The sequence below is a fragment of the Bacillus sp. ISL-41 genome (genome assembly GCF_018613235.1).
GTDB lineage: Bacteria > Bacillota > Bacilli > Bacillales > Cytobacillaceae > Mesobacillus.
This window is the reverse complement of record NZ_JAGGQP010000030.1, coordinates 129,935-150,161: the sequence shown is the minus strand read 5'-3', so window position 1 is coordinate 150,161 and position 20,227 is coordinate 129,935. Positions and strand designations below refer to the sequence as shown.

General features: G+C 41.6%; 21 protein-coding genes. 6 read left to right on the top strand and 15 right to left on the bottom strand.

Annotation, left to right across the window (positions count from 1 at the left end; all coding sequences use genetic code 11):
* Positions 1–154 precede the first annotated feature (154 nt).
* Genes rpmG through J7I80_RS16210 form a run of 4 tightly spaced genes read right to left on the bottom strand, consistent with a single transcriptional unit; the run spans position 155 to position 2,644 of the window.
* Positions 155–304: a 50S ribosomal protein L33 gene (gene rpmG / locus J7I80_RS16225; RefSeq protein ID WP_192470885.1), complete on the bottom strand. Its 150-nt coding sequence runs from the start codon at positions 302–304 to the stop codon at positions 155–157.
* 56 nt (positions 305–360) lie between these two features.
* Positions 361–993 carry a hypothetical protein gene (locus J7I80_RS16220; protein ID WP_214739435.1) on the bottom strand — a complete coding sequence of 211 codons (633 nt, stop codon included), beginning with the start codon at positions 991–993 and terminating at the stop codon, positions 361–363.
* On the bottom strand, positions 990–2,204 hold the full coding sequence (locus tag J7I80_RS16215) for a glycosyltransferase family 4 protein (RefSeq protein ID WP_214739433.1): 1,215 nt from the start codon (positions 2,202–2,204) through the stop codon (positions 990–992). The genes J7I80_RS16220 and J7I80_RS16215 overlap by 4 nt, the downstream gene beginning before the upstream one ends.
* Positions 2,201–2,644 carry a DUF4912 domain-containing protein gene (locus J7I80_RS16210; RefSeq protein ID WP_214739431.1) on the bottom strand — a complete coding sequence of 148 codons (444 nt, stop codon included), beginning with the start codon at positions 2,642–2,644 and terminating at the stop codon, positions 2,201–2,203. The genes J7I80_RS16215 and J7I80_RS16210 overlap by 4 nt, the downstream gene beginning before the upstream one ends.
* Before the next feature lie 329 nt (positions 2,645–2,973).
* On the opposite strand from J7I80_RS16210, the gene J7I80_RS16205 reads away from it, so the two are divergent.
* Together J7I80_RS16205 and J7I80_RS16200 are read left to right on the top strand one after the other, a co-directional pair.
* Positions 2,974–3,348 carry a hypothetical protein gene (locus J7I80_RS16205; RefSeq protein ID WP_214739429.1) on the top strand — a complete coding sequence of 125 codons (375 nt, stop codon included), beginning with the start codon at positions 2,974–2,976 and terminating at the stop codon, positions 3,346–3,348.
* Positions 3,345–3,824: a hypothetical protein gene (locus J7I80_RS16200; protein WP_214739428.1), complete on the top strand. Its 480-nt coding sequence runs from the start codon at positions 3,345–3,347 to the stop codon at positions 3,822–3,824. The genes J7I80_RS16205 and J7I80_RS16200 overlap by 4 nt, the downstream gene beginning before the upstream one ends.
* Positions 3,825–3,908: 84 nt before the next feature.
* Here J7I80_RS16200 and phoU read toward each other — a convergent pair whose 3' ends face one another.
* From phoU to J7I80_RS16160, 8 genes are all read right to left on the bottom strand, one after another.
* Positions 3,909–4,568, bottom strand: coding sequence for a phosphate signaling complex protein PhoU (phoU, locus tag J7I80_RS16195; RefSeq protein ID WP_214739425.1), 660 nt, complete (start codon positions 4,566–4,568; stop codon positions 3,909–3,911).
* A gap of 38 nt (positions 4,569–4,606) precedes the next feature.
* Entirely contained in the window at positions 4,607–5,428 is an 822-nt protein-coding gene (pstB, locus tag J7I80_RS16190) for a phosphate ABC transporter ATP-binding protein PstB (RefSeq protein ID WP_214739423.1), read from the bottom strand.
* Positions 5,429–5,446: 18 nt separating this feature from the next.
* On the bottom strand, positions 5,447–6,331 hold the full coding sequence (pstA, locus tag J7I80_RS16185; RefSeq protein WP_214739421.1) for a phosphate ABC transporter permease PstA: 885 nt from the start codon (positions 6,329–6,331) through the stop codon (positions 5,447–5,449).
* A 1-nt stretch (position 6,332) separates the two neighbouring features.
* A complete protein-coding gene (gene pstC / locus J7I80_RS16180) occupies positions 6,333–7,307 on the bottom strand; it encodes a phosphate ABC transporter permease subunit PstC (protein ID WP_214739419.1) in 975 nt (324 codons plus the stop codon).
* Positions 7,308–7,421: 114 nt separating this feature from the next.
* Positions 7,422–8,375 carry a PstS family phosphate ABC transporter substrate-binding protein gene (locus J7I80_RS16175; RefSeq protein ID WP_214739417.1) on the bottom strand — a complete coding sequence of 318 codons (954 nt, stop codon included), beginning with the start codon at positions 8,373–8,375 and terminating at the stop codon, positions 7,422–7,424.
* 217 nt (positions 8,376–8,592) lie between these two features.
* The gene (locus J7I80_RS16170) at positions 8,593–10,725 is read right to left on the bottom strand and encodes a peptidoglycan D,D-transpeptidase FtsI family protein (protein ID WP_413632902.1); all 2,133 of its coding nucleotides are present in this window, start codon (positions 10,723–10,725) and stop codon (positions 8,593–8,595) included.
* 285 nt (positions 10,726–11,010) lie between these two features.
* A complete protein-coding gene (locus tag J7I80_RS16165) occupies positions 11,011–12,231 on the bottom strand; it encodes an MFS transporter (RefSeq protein ID WP_214739415.1) in 1,221 nt (406 codons plus the stop codon).
* 143 nt (positions 12,232–12,374) lie between these two features.
* Complete coding sequence (locus J7I80_RS16160) at positions 12,375–12,983, bottom strand: superoxide dismutase (protein ID WP_214739413.1); 609 nt, start codon at positions 12,981–12,983, stop codon at positions 12,375–12,377.
* A gap of 434 nt (positions 12,984–13,417) precedes the next feature.
* On the opposite strand from J7I80_RS16160, the gene J7I80_RS16155 reads away from it, so the two are divergent.
* Entirely contained in the window at positions 13,418–14,110 is a 693-nt protein-coding gene (locus J7I80_RS16155; RefSeq protein ID WP_225649957.1) for a Crp/Fnr family transcriptional regulator, read from the top strand.
* A 499-nt stretch (positions 14,111–14,609) separates the two neighbouring features.
* Here J7I80_RS16155 and J7I80_RS16150 read toward each other — a convergent pair whose 3' ends face one another.
* Both J7I80_RS16150 and J7I80_RS16145 read right to left on the bottom strand, forming a co-directional pair.
* The gene (locus tag J7I80_RS16150; RefSeq protein WP_214739411.1) at positions 14,610–15,089 is read right to left on the bottom strand and encodes a DUF456 domain-containing protein; all 480 of its coding nucleotides are present in this window, start codon (positions 15,087–15,089) and stop codon (positions 14,610–14,612) included.
* 68 nt (positions 15,090–15,157) lie between these two features.
* Complete coding sequence (locus tag J7I80_RS16145; RefSeq protein WP_214739409.1) at positions 15,158–16,789, bottom strand: Na/Pi cotransporter family protein; 1,632 nt, start codon at positions 16,787–16,789, stop codon at positions 15,158–15,160.
* 219 nt (positions 16,790–17,008) lie between these two features.
* On the opposite strand from J7I80_RS16145, the gene J7I80_RS16140 reads away from it, so the two are divergent.
* From J7I80_RS16140 to ispG, 3 genes are all read left to right on the top strand, one after another.
* Positions 17,009–17,785 (top strand): DUF1189 domain-containing protein, encoded by a 777-nt coding sequence (locus tag J7I80_RS16140; RefSeq protein ID WP_214739407.1) that lies wholly within the window; start codon positions 17,009–17,011, stop codon positions 17,783–17,785.
* 220 nt (positions 17,786–18,005) lie between these two features.
* Complete coding sequence (locus tag J7I80_RS16135; protein ID WP_214739405.1) at positions 18,006–18,356, top strand: LysM peptidoglycan-binding domain-containing protein; 351 nt, start codon at positions 18,006–18,008, stop codon at positions 18,354–18,356.
* Positions 18,357–18,440: 84 nt separating this feature from the next.
* Positions 18,441–19,571, top strand: coding sequence for a flavodoxin-dependent (E)-4-hydroxy-3-methylbut-2-enyl-diphosphate synthase (gene ispG / locus J7I80_RS16130; RefSeq protein WP_192470867.1), 1,131 nt, complete (start codon positions 18,441–18,443; stop codon positions 19,569–19,571).
* A gap of 60 nt (positions 19,572–19,631) precedes the next feature.
* On the opposite strand, the gene J7I80_RS23355 is transcribed toward ispG, so the two are convergent.
* A complete protein-coding gene (locus J7I80_RS23355; protein ID WP_353050123.1) occupies positions 19,632–20,186 on the bottom strand; it encodes a DUF4190 domain-containing protein in 555 nt (184 codons plus the stop codon).
* Positions 20,187–20,227: the final 41 nt, after the last annotated feature.

Here is a 20,227-nt window from a genome sequence, read left to right as displayed (position 1 = left end):
TGCTTCCTCCAAACGTTATAGTCTATTTTATGTATTTGATCTCTGCACATCTGTATGAATTATATATATTAACATTACCATTCCTGCCAGCATCGGAGAAATGATTTATAGGTTTTTAGACAAACAAAAAAGCAGCTGGGAAAAATCCCGCTGCTTATTTTGTTTCGCGATGTGTAGTTGCGCGCTTATCTCTAGAGCAGTATTTCTTAAGCTCAAGACGATCTGGGTTGTTACGCTTATTTTTTTTAGAAATATAGTTGCGCTCTCCGCATTCTGTGCAAGCTAATGTAATATTTACACGCATGTAATTTCCCTCCAAACTATTCGAGCTAGGTTCGTGCATACGACTTTTCTATAATATCACTTTTTGTCGGGAATTGCTAGTGTGTTTTTTAAAAGCATTGCATTCAAATGAACAACTGTGTTTTTTTCACTTCCTTCGATCATCCAGCAGCTGCTTTTTTGTGTTTCACGGGGGTTCATTTTCAGATCGAGCGAAAACAGGCTGGCTGCAGATCCCTTTGCCATTGGCTGATAATTAAGTTTCCCCGACTTCCGGCAATTCCAAAGCCGTTCAGTGCTAACATTCCATATCGGCTGAACTGTACACTGTTTCATCCTCCCATTGCTATTCAAACCATTTACGAGGTAAACCCTTTTATCTGCAAAATGGAAAATGACATTTTCATTTGGTGAAACAAAGCTGAATTGTTCATTGGCACTTTCTGCATGGCGCTGCATCAGTATTAATCTCGCTTCTTTGCCAACTTTGGAATGGTTCGTCACATAAAGATCGAAAAAATCAACCTTAGAATGAACATTTGCCTGTTTGATTCTTATCGATAAATCTTCCTGCGGCAGGAGTTTCTCCGTCATATTCCCAAGCCAATACACTTTTCCATTCACCCATATGCCTGGACTAAAAATCAATGGTTTCCTGCTCCGTCCGAAGTCCTCTTCATTGTCGATCTGGAGATAAGCATTCGTCTTCATTTAATACCCTCCTTTTGGCAATTGTTTGATAGCGCTCTTATATACAGTGTATCTGTTGCCTTTGCATTTTGTGACCAACTGAATTTCTCATTGATGGATTCCATAGCGTTTCGGGCGATTTCCTGAGACCAAGCTTCATTTTCAAGAATCCCTTCGATAATGCGGACAAGATTTTTTTCATCCCCTGGCTGCATATAGAAACCCGTTTTATAATCTTCTATCAAAGTTTGCATGCCTCCGGTTTTCGCGACGACAGTCGGGACACCTGCAGCAAGTGTCTCAGCAGCAGCAAGTCCAAATGGTTCATAACTGCTGGCAAAAACAGCGATATCGGCCCTCATCATCAAGCTGTTCCGTATTTCTTCATTAACGAAACCGATAAAATGGACAAACCCTTCCAGCTCTAGCTCCCTAACCTTTTCCCTGTACCAATCTAGTAAAGGCCCATTACCTGCAACCACAAAGCATATATCCTCGGCTTTCGTCTTCAACAGGTTGGCTGCGGCAATCAGAGTTTGAAATCCTTTTTCCTTAACAATTCTTCCTATGGAGTAAACCATTTTCTTTCCTTTTAAAAACGGAAATAACTCTTCAATATCGAAATGGGTTTGCTCCACTTTTTCTGACACTGCCCCATTCGTAATGACCGAAATCTTTTCATTGGGGACTTTAAATAATGAGAGGATCTCAGCTTCCATAAAGTCACTGCATACGATAATTTCATCAGCACAATGGCAAAGTTCATTCTCTTTCTTTGAAATAAATTGCTGAAGCTCGGTAAAAACTCCTTTATTACGGCCAAATTCCGTACCATGCACTGTTGCAATCAGTGGTATCTCCAATTTTCTGCTGAGAAACTTTGCAGCGGGACCTGTCATCCAGTCATGGGTGTGGACAAGATCAAATTCAATATGGTTGGCGATCTTCAATGCTTCTTCAATGATTGCTAGATTCAACCCGGCCATCCAGGAGAGGAAGTCCGTATCCTGGTCATTAATTGGATTTACCCGGTGGATATGTACATTTCCTTGTTGTTCATATTCTCGGCTTTCATTAGGTCTGCTCGTTAAAACGTGAATTTGCTGATTTATTTTGCCAAGTTCAGTTGCCAGTGCATGTACATGTCTGGCAAGCCCGCCTATTATATGGGGGGGATATTCCCATGAGAGCATCAAAATAGTTTTCTCATTAAGATTCTCGATGTCTTTCACTTGCGGATGCTCCCTTCCAGATTCTCATAATAGGTGTAGGTGCTCACCTTTCCAGCCCAACGTGGCGAAGGCGGCTGGTCCGACGTTAACTGGAAATCGTCATCCTGAATAATCGAGTTTGATCTTAGTAATGGCACAAATGTCTCTGGACTGCGTTTAACTCCCAACTCAACATAATAATTAACGTCTGGCTTGATTCCTTTGAATATCCAGTTTGACACTCCTTGAGGAAGAACGGCCTCATGGAGGACTCTGCTGGAACCATGCTCAATTAAGCGCAGGCTCTTTATGGCCTGATCTTCCGGCATATAAAAGTATTCGCAAATGAACCGAACTTTTTCATCCTGCAGCTGCCAGTAAACCAGCAGCTTTCCAGTCGAAAGGATTCTCGCAACTAACTTGTCCTGAAGCTTGTATATATTATGTTTCTTCTCCGTCACGATGCACCCCCAAATGAACCATTATATGAATAGAATGGAAAATATATTCGTTAAATTTATGTTAGCACGTTCCTCTTCCAGCCACAATGAACGCAAATTGTCGCAATTTGCAGCTTGCTGGATACTCTGTGCCGAACTCTTCAATTATTTTTCAATAGTCTTATTGGATTACAAATATGGCGGGGATTCGACAGCCTTTACAACCATTGGAAATCATAATAAGACAAAACTATCATTTTTTTTCAGGAAAAAAATATAAATCGAATTTTCCTGCCTTGAATGGTAAACTAATTCTATGTGTTCTAATAACAGCTCGGGAGGAATATCAGATGGGCTACATAATCATCAGCCTTTTTGTCCTGGCCGCGCTTCTTTTCGCACTTTCTTTCTTTTTGAAAGATCCATACAAAGAATTGCGCGAAGAAATCGACCAGCTGACAATCCAGCAAATCCAGGATTTATACCAGATCAAGAAGAAGCTTAAGGTACTGGAGGAAGAACTGCTCGTAAACGATTCAACTCTGGAAAAGCAATCTTCTTTCAGTACTGGCAAAAAGCAAATCCACGATATCATAAAAAATCAGGTATGGTCGCTTGCCCAGCAAGGGATGGATATAAACCAAATTGCAAAGCAATCATCCCTTACGAACCAGGAAGTTCAGGAGATCATTAATGAATTTGTTGATAAAGGACAGATCGTATGAATAAACGAACAGCGCAAGCATTCGCATTAGGACTCATTTTTGCAGCGATTTTTCTCTGGGCAGGCAGCAGCGTGATCGCTGAAAAAGAACCAAAGAAGAAAGTTGTTGCGGTGTCAGATGCAACGAAGATACTTGAAGAAAAGGGCTATAAGGTGTTGAGCAGCGCCGAGTTTGCCGAACTAAACGAGAAAAAAGCAGAAGTTGTGAAAGAAGAAAAGCCGAAAGAAGAAGCCACTGAAGAAAAGGTCGAGGAAGTTAAAGAGGAGAAGCCATTTACCCTCATTATCGCTGGAGGCATGTCACCTGGTGATGTCGCAACGATGCTGGAAAGTCAAGGGATTATCGATGACGAAGCCAAATTCGAGCGATTCCTTATTGATAAGGGTTACCATACAAAGGTACAAATCGGCAAGTATGAATTGAAAAGCGGCCTTGATTACCACCAAATCGCGAAAATCATAACGAAAAATAGATAATGATAATGAACTGTAGGCCCTCTTTTGGAGGGTCTTTTTTTGTGCACAAAAAAAGAGAGGGGATTCCCCTCTCCTTCAAATGGCTTATTGATTCAGATCGTAACGCTTGCCTTTTACAAGGTAAAATACATTTTCAGCGATATTCGTAACGTGATCTGCTGAGCGCTCAAGGTAACGGCTGATAAATGAAAGCTGAGTGATTTGCGCCAGCTGTTCTGGCTTCGTTTGGGCAAGGCTCAAAAGTTCCTTTATTGTCTCTCCATAAAGGTCGTCAACCTGGTCATCCATTTGCGCCACCTGTCTTGCTTTACCAAGATCCTCTTCATTATAGGCTTCTAACGATAACTTTAGCATCTCAACTGAGATATTGTGCATCTGCTTGATATGGACAATGGGTTTAACAAGCGGTTCTTTACCAATCCTGATTGTAGACTTGGCGATATTGACGGCAAAGTCCGCCATTCTCTCGATATCAGTCGCAATTTTAATCGCAACAATCAAACGTCTTAAATCTACAGCAACTGGCTGCTGTTTAGCGATCAATAAAATCGCAAAATCATTGATTTCTTCTTCCAGTATATTAGCTTCCGCATCATCTTCAAGGATTTTCAAAGCAAGTTCAATATCCTTGTTTTCAAGAGCTTCCAACGAATGGTTAAGTGCGTTGACCGCAAAGTTTCCGAGCTCCAGCAATTTTTCGTGCAATGTCTTCAAGTCTTCTTCAAACTTCCCTCTAACTACCATGCATCCTCATCCTTCCAATGAAATTTCAAGATAAAAAATCAACCGAATCGTCCAGTAATATAATCTTCTGTCCTCTTGTCCGATGGATTGGAGAAGATCTTATCCGTCTCGGCAAATTCAATGACTTCTCCATTCAGGAAGAATGCAGTCTTGTCAGAAATTCGGGCAGCCTGCTGCATATTATGTGTAACGATAATGATACTATAGTCTTTCTTCAATTCCTGTACCAGTTCTTCGACCTTCAAAGTTGAGATCGGGTCAAGTGCTGATGTAGGTTCGTCCATCAGGATGACATCTGGTTCAATAGCGAGGGCACGTGCGATACAGACACGCTGCTGCTGTCCGCCTGACAAGCCGTATGCATTCTGGTTCAAACGGTCTTTAACATCATCCCAGATTGCAGCACCTCTTAAGCTCTTTTCAACAATTTCATCAAGGATTTTCTTATCGCGGATTCCATGGATCTTAGGGCCATAAGCAATATTGTCATAAATGGATTTAGGGAATGGATTCGGTTTTTGGAACACCATGCCGACACTTGTTCTTAAATCCTCAACCTGATAGGACTTTTCAAGGATATTTCTCCCTCTGTATAAAATCTCTCCGGAAATCTTAACAGTAGGAACCAGCTCAACCATTCTGTTCAATGTTTTGATGTATGTCGATTTACCACAGCCGGAAGGCCCAATAATTGCTGTTACTTCATTCTCATTAATCGCCAGGTTAATATTTTTCAACGCGTGACCTTCTCCATACCATAGGTTAAGATCCTTTGTTTCATATACCACCTTTTGAGAATCCTCTTTCGCCAAGTTTACATTTACAGTCGTTTTCGCCTTATCTGTTACTAATGATGACATAAGTTAAAACCTCCCAGACTAATATCTCTTTTGGAATTTATTACGGATCAAAATGGCAATTGAGTTCATCACAAACAAAACGAGCAACAGAATGACAATTGTTGCAGCTGCCAGGTTAGCATACTCAGCAACTAGTGCAGAGTCAATTGTCCAGTAATAAATTTGCACTGGCAATATCGTGAATTTATCAAAGATTCCGTCTGGAATAGGTATTAAGAGTGCAGGAATGCCTATAACGACAAGTGGTGCAGTTTCCCCAATAGCACGTGACAGTGCAAGAATAACGCCAGTAAGAATCCCAGGCAATGCAGCTGGCAGAACGACATTTTTGATTGTCTGCCATTTAGTAGCGCCCATGCCAAAAGATGCTTCCCGGAGGAATTGGGGTACAGCCCGAATCGCTTCCTGACTTGCGACTACAACAACTGGCAGTACAAGCAATGCCATCGTCAATCCGCCGGCCAGTACAACTGAACCTAAATCAAGGGTCCTTGCAAACACAGTCAAACCAAGGATTCCAAAAACAACGGAAGGAACCCCAGCCAGATTAGAAATGTTAGTCTTAATAAAAGAAGAAATACGGCCTTTTGTTGCGTATTCTTCTAGATAAATGGCTGTTCCGATTCCAAGGAGCATCGTTACAGGAGCTACTACAACCATTAACCATAGGGTTCCGGTAATCGCTCCCCATATACCGGCTCTTTCTGGGTCAGTCGATAGTCTATTCATCAGAAAATCCACGTTGATCCATGGTAATCCATCTTTTAATACACGATAGATTAAGACAACCAAAACGATCAGGCCAAAAAGAGTGGCAAGCAGGAATAGTCCTTTTGCAAGGTTGTTTGCCATTAACCTGGAACCCATTTTTTTCTGGACTTGATTCGTATCTACATATTTCATCCTAATATTCCTCCCTGAACTTGCGAGAGATATACTGAGCGATAAGGTTCATGATCAGCGTGAACACAAATAATGTCATGGCAACAGCATAAAGACTGTAGTATAAGGTTGTGCCGGCAGCAGCCTCGCCGCCAGTTACTTCAACAATATACGCCGTCATTGTCTGCATCGATTGTGTTACGTCAAAGGTAAAGTTCTTTGAGCTGCCGCTGGCAATCGCAACAATCATCGTTTCGCCAATTGCCCTGGAAATTCCAAGCACAAATGAGGCAATGATTCCTGAAATGGCTGCCGGGATGACAACCTTCCATGTTACCTCAAGCTTTGTCGCACCGAGAGCCAATGCACCTTCCCTCATAGCGTTCGGTACAGAACTCATTGCATCCTCCGATAAAGAAGCAACCATCGGAATGATCATGATTCCCATTACGATACCCGGGCTCAATATATTTGTCGGTTCCAGGCCGGGAATAAATGATCTCAATAGCGGTGTTACAAAAGTAAAAGCAAAGAAACCATAAACGATGGTCGGAATCCCTGCCAAAATTTCAAGGATTGGCTTTAAGAACCTGCGAGTCTTCTCAGAAGCATACTCACTCAAGAAGATCGCTGTCATCAGTCCAACCGGAATAGCTACAAGCATCGCAATGACAGTAGAAATGAGGGTACCCGTAAGCAAAGGTAATACGCCAAAGACTGCATTTTCACCAAGAGGCTTCAATTTAGTGCCTGTAAAGAAGTCTATAAAAGGAACAGCCCTGAAAAAGGCGATTGTTTCGGTCAATAATGTAAGTACAATTCCAATTGTCGTAAAAACTGAGATTGCAGCAATTCCAAATAATATTTTTGGTATTAATTTTTCAGTTGTATTTGTGATGCTTTTGGTTCTTTTCTTTTCCTGTATGATTTCACGAACATTCAACTCTTGACCGTGATTTCGAACAACGCTTTTTGCCACGCGAATAACCCCTTTCATCCTTCTCATCCAAGGAAGGACTTTTCCTTATAGTACCCAAGGGTAAATAAAGTAACATATTCACACGCAAGAAGATGAGAAGCTTAGACCCCTCATCTCCTCATGTGCCTGGTTTTACTTCTTCATGCCATTCAATGTATCAAGAACAGCTTTTACATCTTCGTCAGCTAAAGGCGCGAAGCCAGTTTCTTTGGCAACATCCTGTGCATTGTTCATTGTGTAAATAGCATAATCAAGTACTTGCGGTTTTTCTTTAGCATTGTTCACGTTTAGATAAGTGAACACCGGACGTGTGAATGGAGCATAGTCACCATCTTCCTTGATTGTGTCCAGGGACGGCTCTACAGGGCCATTGCCGAAGTCCACTTTTACCGCAGAAAGCTTGTCTTGGTTGCTTTCATAGTAGCCATAACCAAAGAAACCAATTGCATTCTTATCTTTAGAAACAAGGTCCACTAGAGTTGAGTAGTCTTGCTGAAGGTTAATGTCTTCCGGAAGATCTTGTTCTTCAAGGATTGTTTCAAACATGAACTCGTAAGTTCCATGGTTTTCGTTAGGGCCGTATGTCTTGATTTCTTCATCCGGGAAATCAGCACGGACATCAGACCATTTTTTCTTTCCTGCGCTAGCAAGGAAAATATCTTTTACTTCTTGTTCAGTAAGTTCAGCAGCCCAGTCATTATCTTTATTGATGACAATTGTAATCCCATCAAGTGCAACTTTCATTTCTTGTACTTCAATACCAAGTTTTTCAGCTTCCGCTTTTTCTTCTTCCTTAATCTGGCGTGAAGCATTGTTGAAGTCTGTTCCATCTTCTGCAAGGAATTTCTTGAAACCAGCAGATGTTCCCGAGCGGCTTACTTCAACTGAGACATTTTCTTGTTCTCCCATATAGTTTTCAGCCATACGTGCCATCAATGGATAAACTGTTCCAGAACCGTCGATGACTACGCTGCCCTCAAGCTCCTCACCGTTTCCACCTTCGTTATCTCCACCGCCACAAGCTGCAGCGAATACCATAACAGCTGACAGCATTAAAAACATGCTCATCTTTTTAAGACTTTTCATTTTTGAATTCCCCCTACGAGATGTGGATGTTATGTCCTACAGAAATAAGAATACTTTTTTTCTTTTAACGTTGTTTTAACTTAATGTAAAGGTTTTGTAAATTCGGATGAATTTTGTGTAATTCTGTCGATTTACATTAACAGATTGTCCAGTTGCTGATAGTATACCCAGTATAAAAAAAAAAAACTGCCTCAAAAGAGACAGTTAAAATCTTTCATTATTGTTCTGTTTCATCTTCTATTTCCTCTAACAGCTCCGTTCCTTCTTCTTTTTCTTCAATTTCCTGGATCGGCTGCTCAGGATTCATGTTTCCTTCAAGACGTTTCTTTTTCAATTCAAAATAGGTATCAAGGACTCGTCGTCCAATATCATTATTCGCATGGTGCCCCTGGTTGCCTTCATATGCCCACGGAACCATGACAGCCATCGCAATTTCCGGGTTTTCATATGGTGCATACGCAACAAGACTCAAATTCATTACTTCCGGCGGCTTATCATAATTCTTTCTTTTCGGACCATCATAAAAAGCTTGTGCCGTACCCGTTTTGCCAGCCGGTTTGTAATCGGCAGTATAAAATGCCCCGTAGGCTGTACCGCCCTTCTCCTGCATGACCCTTCTGAAACCCTCCTGGACTCTGTCAAACCATTCTGGTTTCGCGTCCACTTTATTGAGGATGACTGGCTCCATTTCATTCAGTACAGGACCTACCTCATTATTTTTCATAACAGGTTCCCGAATTTCCTTTACAACCCTTGGCTGAAGTCGCGTACCGCCATTCGCAATGGTTGAAACATATTGTGCCAATTGCAGTGTTGTATACGTATCATACTGGCCAATCGCAAAGTCAAGCAAGAGACCAGGTCCTCGATCTGCCCCTTTGAAACCGACCATTTCATTTGGCAGGTCTATGCCTGTCCTTGCACCAAGGCCAAACTGACTGAAATAGTTCCTCATCGTGTCAAAGGCTTGTGGCTCAAGGTACAATGGCTGATCATATCTGTAATTCCCTTTTCCGATATTGATTGCTGTCATGAACATATATACGTTAGATGACACCTTAAGGGCATTGCGGTCGTCAAGGGTACCCAATCCAGCTTTCCAGGACTTTTTTGGATTGGTTTTTGCTATCTTAACCGGTGTATCATAAAACTGCGTGCCCGGACTGATTGCCCCGGTGCTGAATCCTGTTAAAACGGTTGCTCCTTTAACAGCAGACCCAACATTATAAGAAGTTGTAAAGTTACCGCTGGCAAAATCCTGCATCGAGGTTTTACCTGTTTCTTCATCTTTAACGATCTGCTTTCCAGCAAGTGTTAAGACCTCTCCAGTATTAGGATCCATCAATACAACAAATGCCCTGTCCAGGAGTCCTGTTCTAGGCTGCTGCTTCGCATTCGCCAACTCTTCTTCAATAATTTTTTCAACAGCCAGCTGGAGGTCCATATCAATTGTCAGGACCAGGTCCTTGCCTCGCTGTCCTTCGGTAATTATCTGTGTATCCAGGACGTTTCCGCCCTTGTCAGTAATGTTTTTCACCTTTGCCTTCTGACCGTGCAGCACATCTTCATATTGCTGCTCGATATAACTTAAACCAACCCTGTCATTCCGGCTGTACCCGCGTGCCAGATAATACTCCAGCTTTTCTCTCGGAAGCCCCTTCTCGGAATCACTTACTTTTCCCAAGATTGATCCTAGTGTCTTATCGAAGGCATATTGTCGCTCCCAGTCGGTGGTAGTGTCGACGCCTGGAAGCATATCCAGGTTTTCACTGACAATCGCGAACTCTTCAGGGGTTACATTTTTTTTGACGATTTGCGGCGATAGTGCGTATCCGCTCATCATTTCACGCAAGATAGCGAGTATTTCCAAATCCGCTTTTGATAATTCTTTCAGTTCTTTTTCGGTAATTCGTTCAAGCTGGAGATTATAAAGAGCCTTATCATCCAGCTTTTTCTCATCATACTGTGCCCATTCAGTTTCTTTGATTTTTTCTCTGGCACGTTCTTCATTTCTTAATATCCAGTAATCCTTTTTATCCCTTTCCCTGACTTTCTTTAAATCATCTTTTGAATCCTTTGAGATCAGTTTTGCGAGTCGTTCTGCGACCATGAGCATTTCCTTTGTATCAGTACTCTGGCTCTTTGTATACGTTATAGCCTTACTAGCTATATTATCTACGATTGTTTTCATGTTCCTGTCATACATTTTCCCTCTTGGAACAGGATTGTTCACGGTCACATCTTCCGTTCGCTCAATTTCCCGTTTAAAATCCTCTCCATAAACAATCTGAACAATCCCAAGTCTTAATATCAGCATTGAAAATAACACAAAGACCGCGAAAAACAACATATTCAGCCTGAATGGCACATGCGTCTTCTTTTTCTTCTTATTCAAGCCTCTCCCACCTCTTCAGTCTGTATGTCTAAAATATGCACTATATATTATATTATCGAAAATGGACATCTTTTTCTATCAATAAACTAATACAGAAATATTTTCCATTAGATTTATATTAATAATGGAAAGCTTGAACTCCTCGGTCAGCCTACTAATGCGCTGAACTGAATTACGGAATGTAATTTTCCACAGCTAAACCATTTTTCTTATCAAAGAAAAAACCGGGAGTCATCCCGGTTATGTTGGAGCTTTCAACTGAATTTTCCTGATAAAAAGGTAAATCAAAGTATGTCCGCTCCCAAGAATGACGAGGAGGACTGGTATTGCCTGTTCTTCGTTGAAAATATGGATCGCTGCCAGGAATAATAATATAGAAGCAACTCGGCCAAGATTCAAAAATAATTCACGGACAACTATATATTCGATTCTCATTTCAGCCGCCTTCCAGCCGCGTCCTATAACATCATAGGTCATTGAAGCATACGGGACTAGAAGCAAAGGATAAGCGACTGCAATCAGAGCCGCATACAGCAGCAGACGGAAATAGCTAACCTGGAAAACAATCAGGAATATGGCCAGGAAAAGAATGATTCCTCCCACCAGGATCGCTTTTTTCCTGTGTTCCTTTTTCAGCATTCTCGAGACAAAATAATAAGCCAGAAATGATATCCCTGAATTGATCAGTCCGTAAGTGCCCAACGCCATTTCACTGTCTGTGGCAATGAATACAAAAACCGAAACAATGAAAACAAATACGCCCTCTCTCATGCCTTGAAAAAAATGAGCATTTGTAACCATTCGCCAATTTTTATCATACTTTCTTTCAGCTATAATCCGCTGAAACCAGTACTTCCCGTGGGCAGGTCTGCGTTTCAGGAAGAAACTCAGCAATACCGCGATTGAAAAAAGCCCCAACGAAAGTCCAAATACTACTGTATAGCCAGTCAACTTTTCAAGCCTGGATATGATAAACCCAGCGGCTATCGGTCCAATCATGCCGCCGACGGAACCGAGGATGCCAAGAAAGCCATTAAAGAAATCACGTGTTTCCGGTTCAGTTATTTCAAAAGTGAGGACGTTGTAAGCAAGCCAATAAAAACCATAGCCAATTCCCAGGAGCACACCTAATAGGAGTAAAAAATCGGAAGCTTTCGTTCCTACCAGCAAAACTGTTACATAAAACAACGCCAGAAAAATGACACCGATTCGAAGGACAATGACCCTGTCTACCTTCTTAGCCCACCTTCCCGCAAGGATAAAGGTGAGCGGCTGGGCCACGACAATCGATAAATTATACATGGCGAGATCGGCAAGTTCGCCGGATTGCTTCCATAAATAAATGTTAACAAAGGTATTCGAAAGGGCAATGCTCAATGAGTACAATCCCCCAATAATCAATAGGAGCGCTAAATCCTTTGTCAGTTCAATGTCTCCTAATAATTTGTTTACTTTGCTCATGATCGACTCCCCTTTTCTCTTGGGTAGTTTCTAACAAAGTAAAGGGGGTTATTCAGTTTTTCCCGAGGGTCTTTTCAAGATAGAGCAGCCGAAACAAAAAAAGAGAGGCTGCATTCAATTGCAGCCCCTCTAACGATCATTGATTATTTTGCAGAAGCGTAACGCTTGCTGACTTCTTCCCAGTTAACAACGTTCCAGAATGCACCAATGTATTCCGGTCTTCTGTTTTGGTAGTTCAGGTAGTATGCGTGCTCCCAAACATCAAGTCCAAGAATTGGAGTCTTGCCTTCCATTAATGGAGAGTCCTGGTTTGGAGTGCTAGTCACTTCAAGTTCACCATTATTAACAACAAGCCAAGCCCAGCCAGAGCCGAAACGAGTAGTTGCTGCTTTAGAGAACTCTTCTTTGAAGCCTTCGAAGCCGCCGAACTTAGAGTTGATCGCATCAGCTAATTCACCAGTAGGCTCGCCGCCTCCGTTTGGAGAAATGACTTGCCAGAATAGTGAGTGGTTAGCATGTCCGCCGCCGTTGTTGCGTACAGCAGTGCGTGCTGCTTCAGGAACAGCATCCAGGTTAGAAACTACTTCCTCAACTGTCTTTGACAGAAGTTCTTCGTTTCCTTCCAGTGCATTGTTAAGATTTGTTACATAAGTGTTGTGGTGCTTTGTGTGGTGAATATTCATTGTTTCTTTGTCGATGTGTGGCTCAAGTGCATCATATGCATAAGGTAATTGTGGTAATTCAAATGCCATTTTTAACATCCTCCTATGTATCGTGTTTCACTCCCAGAACAAGACCTTTCACATAATTCTGTTATTAGAATTGTTCTAAAAGTGCTTCTTGTTTAGATTACCAAAGAACGGTAATCGTTTCAAATAAAATGCTTTCATATAACGTGTTTAAAATCCCCTTTTCTTCGACGTTATATACATTTTATTTTCAATAAGTGCATCATCAACGAAAAAAGCTTCAAAAATTGGGTTGGGGTCAAGCTGATAAAATACCGAAAGTGACCTTTCGAGAAAGTTTCAGAAAATCGTCAATATTGCTCAAATGCAGTCCTGTCAACGATATAAGTCGCATCCAAATCACAACTGTTCCAATTATTCCCAATGTACCGTTGACACAGTAACAACAATTCTTTTAAATCAAAAGTATAGAAAGGCTTAATAAGGAGACGACCTTGATGGACAAAAATATATCATTATACAGCTTAATACTGCAAAATTTTATTGACCGGGAAACAATTCAAAAAATCAAGCCGGATACGATCCTTTTTCAAGAGGATGAAAATGTAGAGAATGTTTATATCATCCTGAGTGGAAGTGTTTCAGTTGGCCGTATCCATATGAAAGGAAAGGAATTCATCCTAAAAATCCTGAATGGCGAAGAAATGGTCATAGAATATGAACTGTTCAAACATAATCCTCGGTATCACTTTTCAGCCAAGACACTAACAGAATGTGAAATCCTCATGATTAAGAGAGAGCAATTCGAGGAATTCATTATCAATGACAGAACCGCTATGAATGCAATGGTCAACTGGCTCAGTACCAGATATCTCAAAGCCCAGATGAAGTGTCAGGACCTGATTATGAACGGGAAGAAAGGCGGTTTGTACTCCATTTTGATCAGGTTATGCAATAGCTATGGCGTGATGACAGATGAAGGGATCCTGATCGATTTGCCCCTCACCCATCAGGAGCTGGCGAATCTCACGTATGGAACGCGTGAAGTTATCCAAAGGATGCTCAAGGAACTGCGCGAGAAAGACATCATTGCTTATGATCAGCTTAAATTCACGGTAAAGAACCTCGCTTATCTAAAAAGAGAAGTCGATTGCCAGAATTGTTCATTTGAAATTTGCGGGCTAAATTAAAGAAACGTTCTATAGATAATAAATGTTCCCATATGACAGGCCGGAACACGGCATAAGGGTACAATTAGCTCCTAAATGTATCCTTATCGAAGGCGATACTGCCACATAAGAGCACGATTAGCCCCTAAATGTACCCTTATCGAAGGCGATACTGCCACATAAGGGCACGATTAGCCCCTAAATGTACCCTTATCGAAGGCGATACTGCCACATAAGGGTACGATTAGCTCCTAAATGTATCCTTATCGAAGGAGATACTGCCACATAAGGGTACGATTAGCTCCTAAATGTATCCTTATCGAAGGCGATACTTCTGCATAAGGATATGATTAGCCCCTAAATGTACCCTTATCGAAGGAGATACTGCCACATAAGGGTACGATTAGCTCCTAAATGTATCCTTATCGAAGGAGAAAATTGCCACATAAGGTGATGTAAATACCCTTAAGGCCGAAACAGCCGTCCTTATAAAAAATCGTGCTCCAGCAGCACGATTTTTTTATACAAGGATGAAGAAATATACGAGCATGATTGTCATGATGATTCCTTTTGTCACCACACTGCTGACGAAACCGACGACAGAACCAAAGCCAACCTTGACCGCTTCATTTAGATTTTTTTTATTAACCAGCAATTCAGCTAGGGCCGCTCCTAAAAATGGACCAATCAGAATTCCAATGATCGGGATGACAAAGGGACCGACAAGTAAACCGATAGTGCTCCCCCACATTCCTGCCTTGCTGCCGCCATATTTCTTTACTCCTATTATATTGGCTATATAATCAGCCCCAAACAGCAGGGCAACAAAAAGCCCTTGGATTGTCCAAAATAGCCAGTTAAAAGGCTCGAATGAAAAAAACAAACCGTAAAGAATAAAACCGCCAAACATTAAAAGTACCCCTGGCAAGATTGGAACAACCAGACTGGCAAAAGCTCCAACGAATAATAACCCAATGATTACCCAATAAACTACATCCATCTAATCCATCCTTTTTACCTTAGAATACAAAAAAAATAAGCAAAGGTTTCCCTTTGCTTATTTTACCACTATTTCTGTTCTCCTAAAACGTACTCAGCGATGTTTACTGCATGATCGCCGATTCGCTCCAGGTTACTGATGATGTCGACGAACACAATACCCGCCTGTCCAGTACACTGTCCCTCATTCATGCGAAGAATGTGCTGCTTTCTAAGCGTCCGTTCCATGCTGTCAATCTCATCTTCTTTTGTTACTACTGCTCTTGCAGCGTCAAAATTCTTCTGATCTAATGCTTGAAGTGCCTCTTCTACTGTACTTACAGTCAGGTTGAACATAACTTCCAGATCTTCCATTGCTGTGTCAGTTATCTTCACTTTATTGGCCTGCTGGTACTCGATTAGTTCAATAATATTTTCGAAGTGGTCTCCGATTCTTTCAATATCTCGTACTGTATCGATCAGCATACTATGCTCTTCAGATTCATGCTCTGACAACGAGCTTGTTGCCAGGTTTACAAGATAATCTGTAATCTTGCGGTCAAGATTATTGATTGCTTCCTCGAGCTGATAAGCATTGTTGGAATGCTTTGTATTTTTGGTCTTTAAGAATTCATTCGTTTCTTCAAGTCCTTTTAGCGCGAACTTACCCATGCGCAGGACTTCTTCCTTCGCCTGTCCAAGCGCAATGGACGGAGATTGCTCGATGAAAACAGGGTCAAGATGTTGAGCCTTGTAATCAACGATAGAATCTTCACCAGGAATCAATTTAGTCACAATCAATGCCAAAATAGCGATGAAAGGTAACTGGATTAATGTATTAGTTGTGTTAAAGATACCATGAGCGAAAGCGATAGTCATCTCAGGATTCAAGTTAAGGTTATCTTTAATGATCTCAATTAGTGATGTAAATGGTCCCAGGATTATTAAAAACAGGGTAGTTCCTATAAGATTGAACAAAACATGTGTTGCAGCTGCTCTCTTAGCCGCTACTGAAGTACCAATCGCAGCCAAAACAGCTGTAATGGTTGTACCGATATTGTCACCGAACAGAATTGGCAATGCTCCCTGTATATTAATCATCGACTCAGCATGCAAGCTTTGTAAAATACCAATCGTTGCACTTGAGCTCTGGACAATTACAGTAAACACAGTACCAACTACTACACCAAGAATAGGGTTTGAACTCATTTCCACTGTAAGGTCATGGAATGATTCAAGGCTTCTCAGTGGTTTCATACCACCGCTCATAAGTTCAAGGCCAAAGAACAATGCCCCGAAACCAAAAACGATTTGTCCAATATTATGGACTTTTTTGCTCTTGAAGAAAAATAACATAATGGAACCAACTGCAATAATCGGCAGAGCATACTCGCCTATGTCGATCCCAATGATAAAGGCAGTGACAGTTGTACCGATATTGGCACCCATAATGACCCCAATTGCCTGCCTTAGCGTCATAAACCCGGCACTTACAAGCCCTACAGTAATAACAGTGGTCCCACTACTTGTTTGTAAAAGGACTGTAACAAAAATACCTGCTAGTACACCCATAAGTGGATTAGTGGTAAAGCGGTCCAGAATATCACGAAGTCGGTCACCAGCTGACTTCTGCAAACCATCACCCATGAATTTAATGCCGTATAAGAAGATACCAAGTCCCCCAAAGAACTCAAACAGCATTTCTTGTAAATTCAATTCCATTTTTTCAACCCCTAGATTTATTTCGACAAACATCTACAAACATGATTATTATGAAGGAATTATTAATCAAAAGTAAACAATTTAAGCTTCGAATTTACAATACCTTAACATTTCTAAGTTATATTACAGAAATGTTACAAGACGAACATGAAATGGTTGTTATTCTACTATCTGAACAGCTAAAATAGAGATTGTAACTCTATCAAAGGACGTGTATTCATGAATATTTTTGCTCAAATTGGAAAAAGCATCTATTCGCCCAAGGATATAGCAGATACAAGGTTCCAGGGAATAGGCAAAACCATCTTGTTTTTATTCACGCTGACCCTTATATCCATTCTGCCTGTAGTCTACTATATGTTTATTGGGATATCTGAAGCTGTCGGTACAGCAAAGCAATCTATCCAAACCGATCTTCCCTCCTTTACGATTGAAGATGGAGTTCTGCATTCAGACATTAAAGCACCTTTAACCATCAAGAATGGAAGTTTCACGTTAATTTTTGACCCTACCGGCGCGATTGACCAGGAAGATATGACTGGCATGGATGCGAACTTTGCTATGCTCCAGAATGAAATCGTTCTTGCTGCCGGCGGAGAAACCAACGCTGTTCCTTACTCACTATTCTCAAATGAATCTATGACGAAGGATGATATCATCTCACTGATCGATACGGCTGAATCCTCGCTTCCTGTATTGCTGGGACTGCTATTTATTGTCGTCTATGTTTTTTCCAGCGGAATGAAATTCATCGAGGTTTCTCTAATAGCTCTATTTGGCCTGCTATTGAAAAGGCTCGCCGGCAGAAATCTTCAATACAGACACTTATGGAGAATGGCTGCATATAGTACAACACTCCCTACTATATTTTTTACGATTATGGCCTTCTTGAGAACAGAAGTGCCCTTCAGTTTCTCCGTTAATTGGTTCGTTGCCTCTATGATGCTTCTGTTAGCTATTAAAGAACTGCCAGGCAAGACTCCTGCCGAAAGTTAAAAATACGCCGCCTTTGGCGTATTTTTTTCGCTTTCATGCCTTACTTTATGGTTTTCTCTTTTTCTGCCCCATTATGTACCTTCATAAACAAATACATTCTCTCAAATTGAAACGACCCTTTTTAAAATTCCTTTTTAAAAATATTTTCTCTATCAAAATTGTTCTTAATTCTATTTCAGCTGCATAAATAATGATATAAGCATTAAAGGAGGAAGGTCCTATGAAAAAACTGGCAGGTTTATTAGTTTTTTTGATAGTAGCTTACGCAGTGTACAATGATTTGAGCATCGGGACTCTTCCAGCGGCAAAAATGCAGGAGCCAGAAATATCGAATGAACAAAAGGAAGAGAAGGATGCAAAACAAACCACACAGGAAATCCCCTTTTTTGAGCACGAAGTACTGCCGGGAGATACAGTACTGTCCGTCATTGACAGGTATTTGGACAGCCCGCTGGACGTTCCTGTCTCACAGGCAGTGGAAGACTTTAAAAGGTTGAACGATGGAATAGATCCCCAGAAGATCAAATTCGGCAACATCTATAAATTCCCGGACTACAGCAGCCAAAATTAGCAAAGGCTAACAATTGAAGTCTTTCCTTGTCAATTTGAGCAAAAGATTGATAAAATGGGGTTATGCATCTTTAGGAACATATTCATGAATTCCATTTTTCAAAGGAGCGAATCACTGTTGAGTGAAATTATACATCGTACCAAAACCCGCCCAATTAAGGTTGGGAATTTAACCATTGGAGGCAACAATGAAGTTGTCATCCAGAGTATGACGACAACGAAGACGCATGATGTCGAAGCGACTGTTGCTGAAATCAAGCGCCTTGAAGAAGCAGGATGCCAGGTTGTCCGTGTTGCTTGTCCGGATGAAAGAGCGGCAAATGCCATTTCTGAGATCAAAAAAAGAATAAACATACCACTTGTTGTTGATATCCATTTTGATTACCGCCTTGCCCTAAAAGCAATTGAGGGCGGAGCTGATAAAATCAGGATCAATCCAGGTAATATCGGCAAGCGTGAAAAGGTAGAGGCTGTTGTAAAGGCCGCAAAAGAACGCGGTATTCCTATCCGAATCGGTGTAAATGCTGGTTCTCTCGAGAGAAGGATCCTAGAAAAATACGGCTATCCAACAGCGGACGGAATGGTAGAGAGTGCTCTGCACCACATCAAAATCCTTGAGGACCTTGATTTCCATAATATCATCGTTTCCATGAAAGCATCTGATGTTAACCTGGCAATTGAGGCTTATGAAAAAGCTGCAAAGGCTTTTGATTATCCGCTACATCTTGGAATTACCGAATCAGGGACTTTATTTGCAGGTACTGTTAAAAGTGCTGCTGGACTTGGAGCGATTCTCAGCAAGGGAATCGGCAATACTGTCAGGGTATCATTAAGCGCCGACCCAGTTGAGGAAGTCAAGGTCGCAAGAGAGCTGTTAAAGTCGTTTGGACTTGCAGCAAATGCTGCGACTTTAATTTCTTGCCCAACATGCGGACGAATCGAAATTGATTTGATCAGCATTGCCAATGAGGTTGAAGAGTATATTTCAACGATTAAGGCGCCGATCAAGGTTGCTGTCCTTGGATGTGCTGTAAACGGACCTGGCGAAGCACGTGAAGCTGATATCGGCATAGCAGGTGCAAGAGGGGAAGGTCTTCTTTTCAGAAAAGGAGAGATCGTCCGTAAAGTGCCGGAAGAAACAATGGTAGAAGAACTTAAAAAAGAAATCGATAAAATTGCTGAAGAAAAGATTCGTGAAGCTGCTCTTCAGAAGTAACCATTCAAAATGCCCGGGATATCATCCCGGGCATTTCTTATTGGCTATCTCTGTTCACCGTCAGAAGAACGGCAATATAAAGATGCCGACTAAAATGGAGATTGTCCCTATCCCAATTGCCCAGCTTCCGATAGCGGATCCTCTTCTGCGAGCCATGAAGCCAAGGACAATTCCGGCGGCTCCGAAAAGAACAGGTAAAATAAACAGCGACAAGATCGATAGGGCAAGAGCTGAGTATGCAAGCCCTCGTCCACCAGTTGTACTTTCCTCTTCTGACCTTCTTGTTATCGCAGGCGGGGCAGGAGCAGCAATTTCGGCCGCAGTTTCTTCCTGGTACTGTTCATTACTTCCAGGTCGGGCAATTGCAGTCATCTCCTGGTAGTGCTCGTCACGTCCAGGTCCAGCGATTGCCGTCATTTCCTGATAGTGATCCTCGCGTTCAGGTCGGGCTATCGCCGTCATATCCTGGTAATGCTCATCACGTGCAGGAGAGTACAGTTCTGTTGCTGTTTCTTCCTGGTATATTTCATCACGCGCATCCCTGATCGTGATGACATCCTGCTTAGGTTCAGTAATATATTCGGTACCTCTCTGATTTCGTTCTTGGTCTGCCACTTTAATCCCTCGCTTTCTTAAGTGGAGCATTTATTATTGTT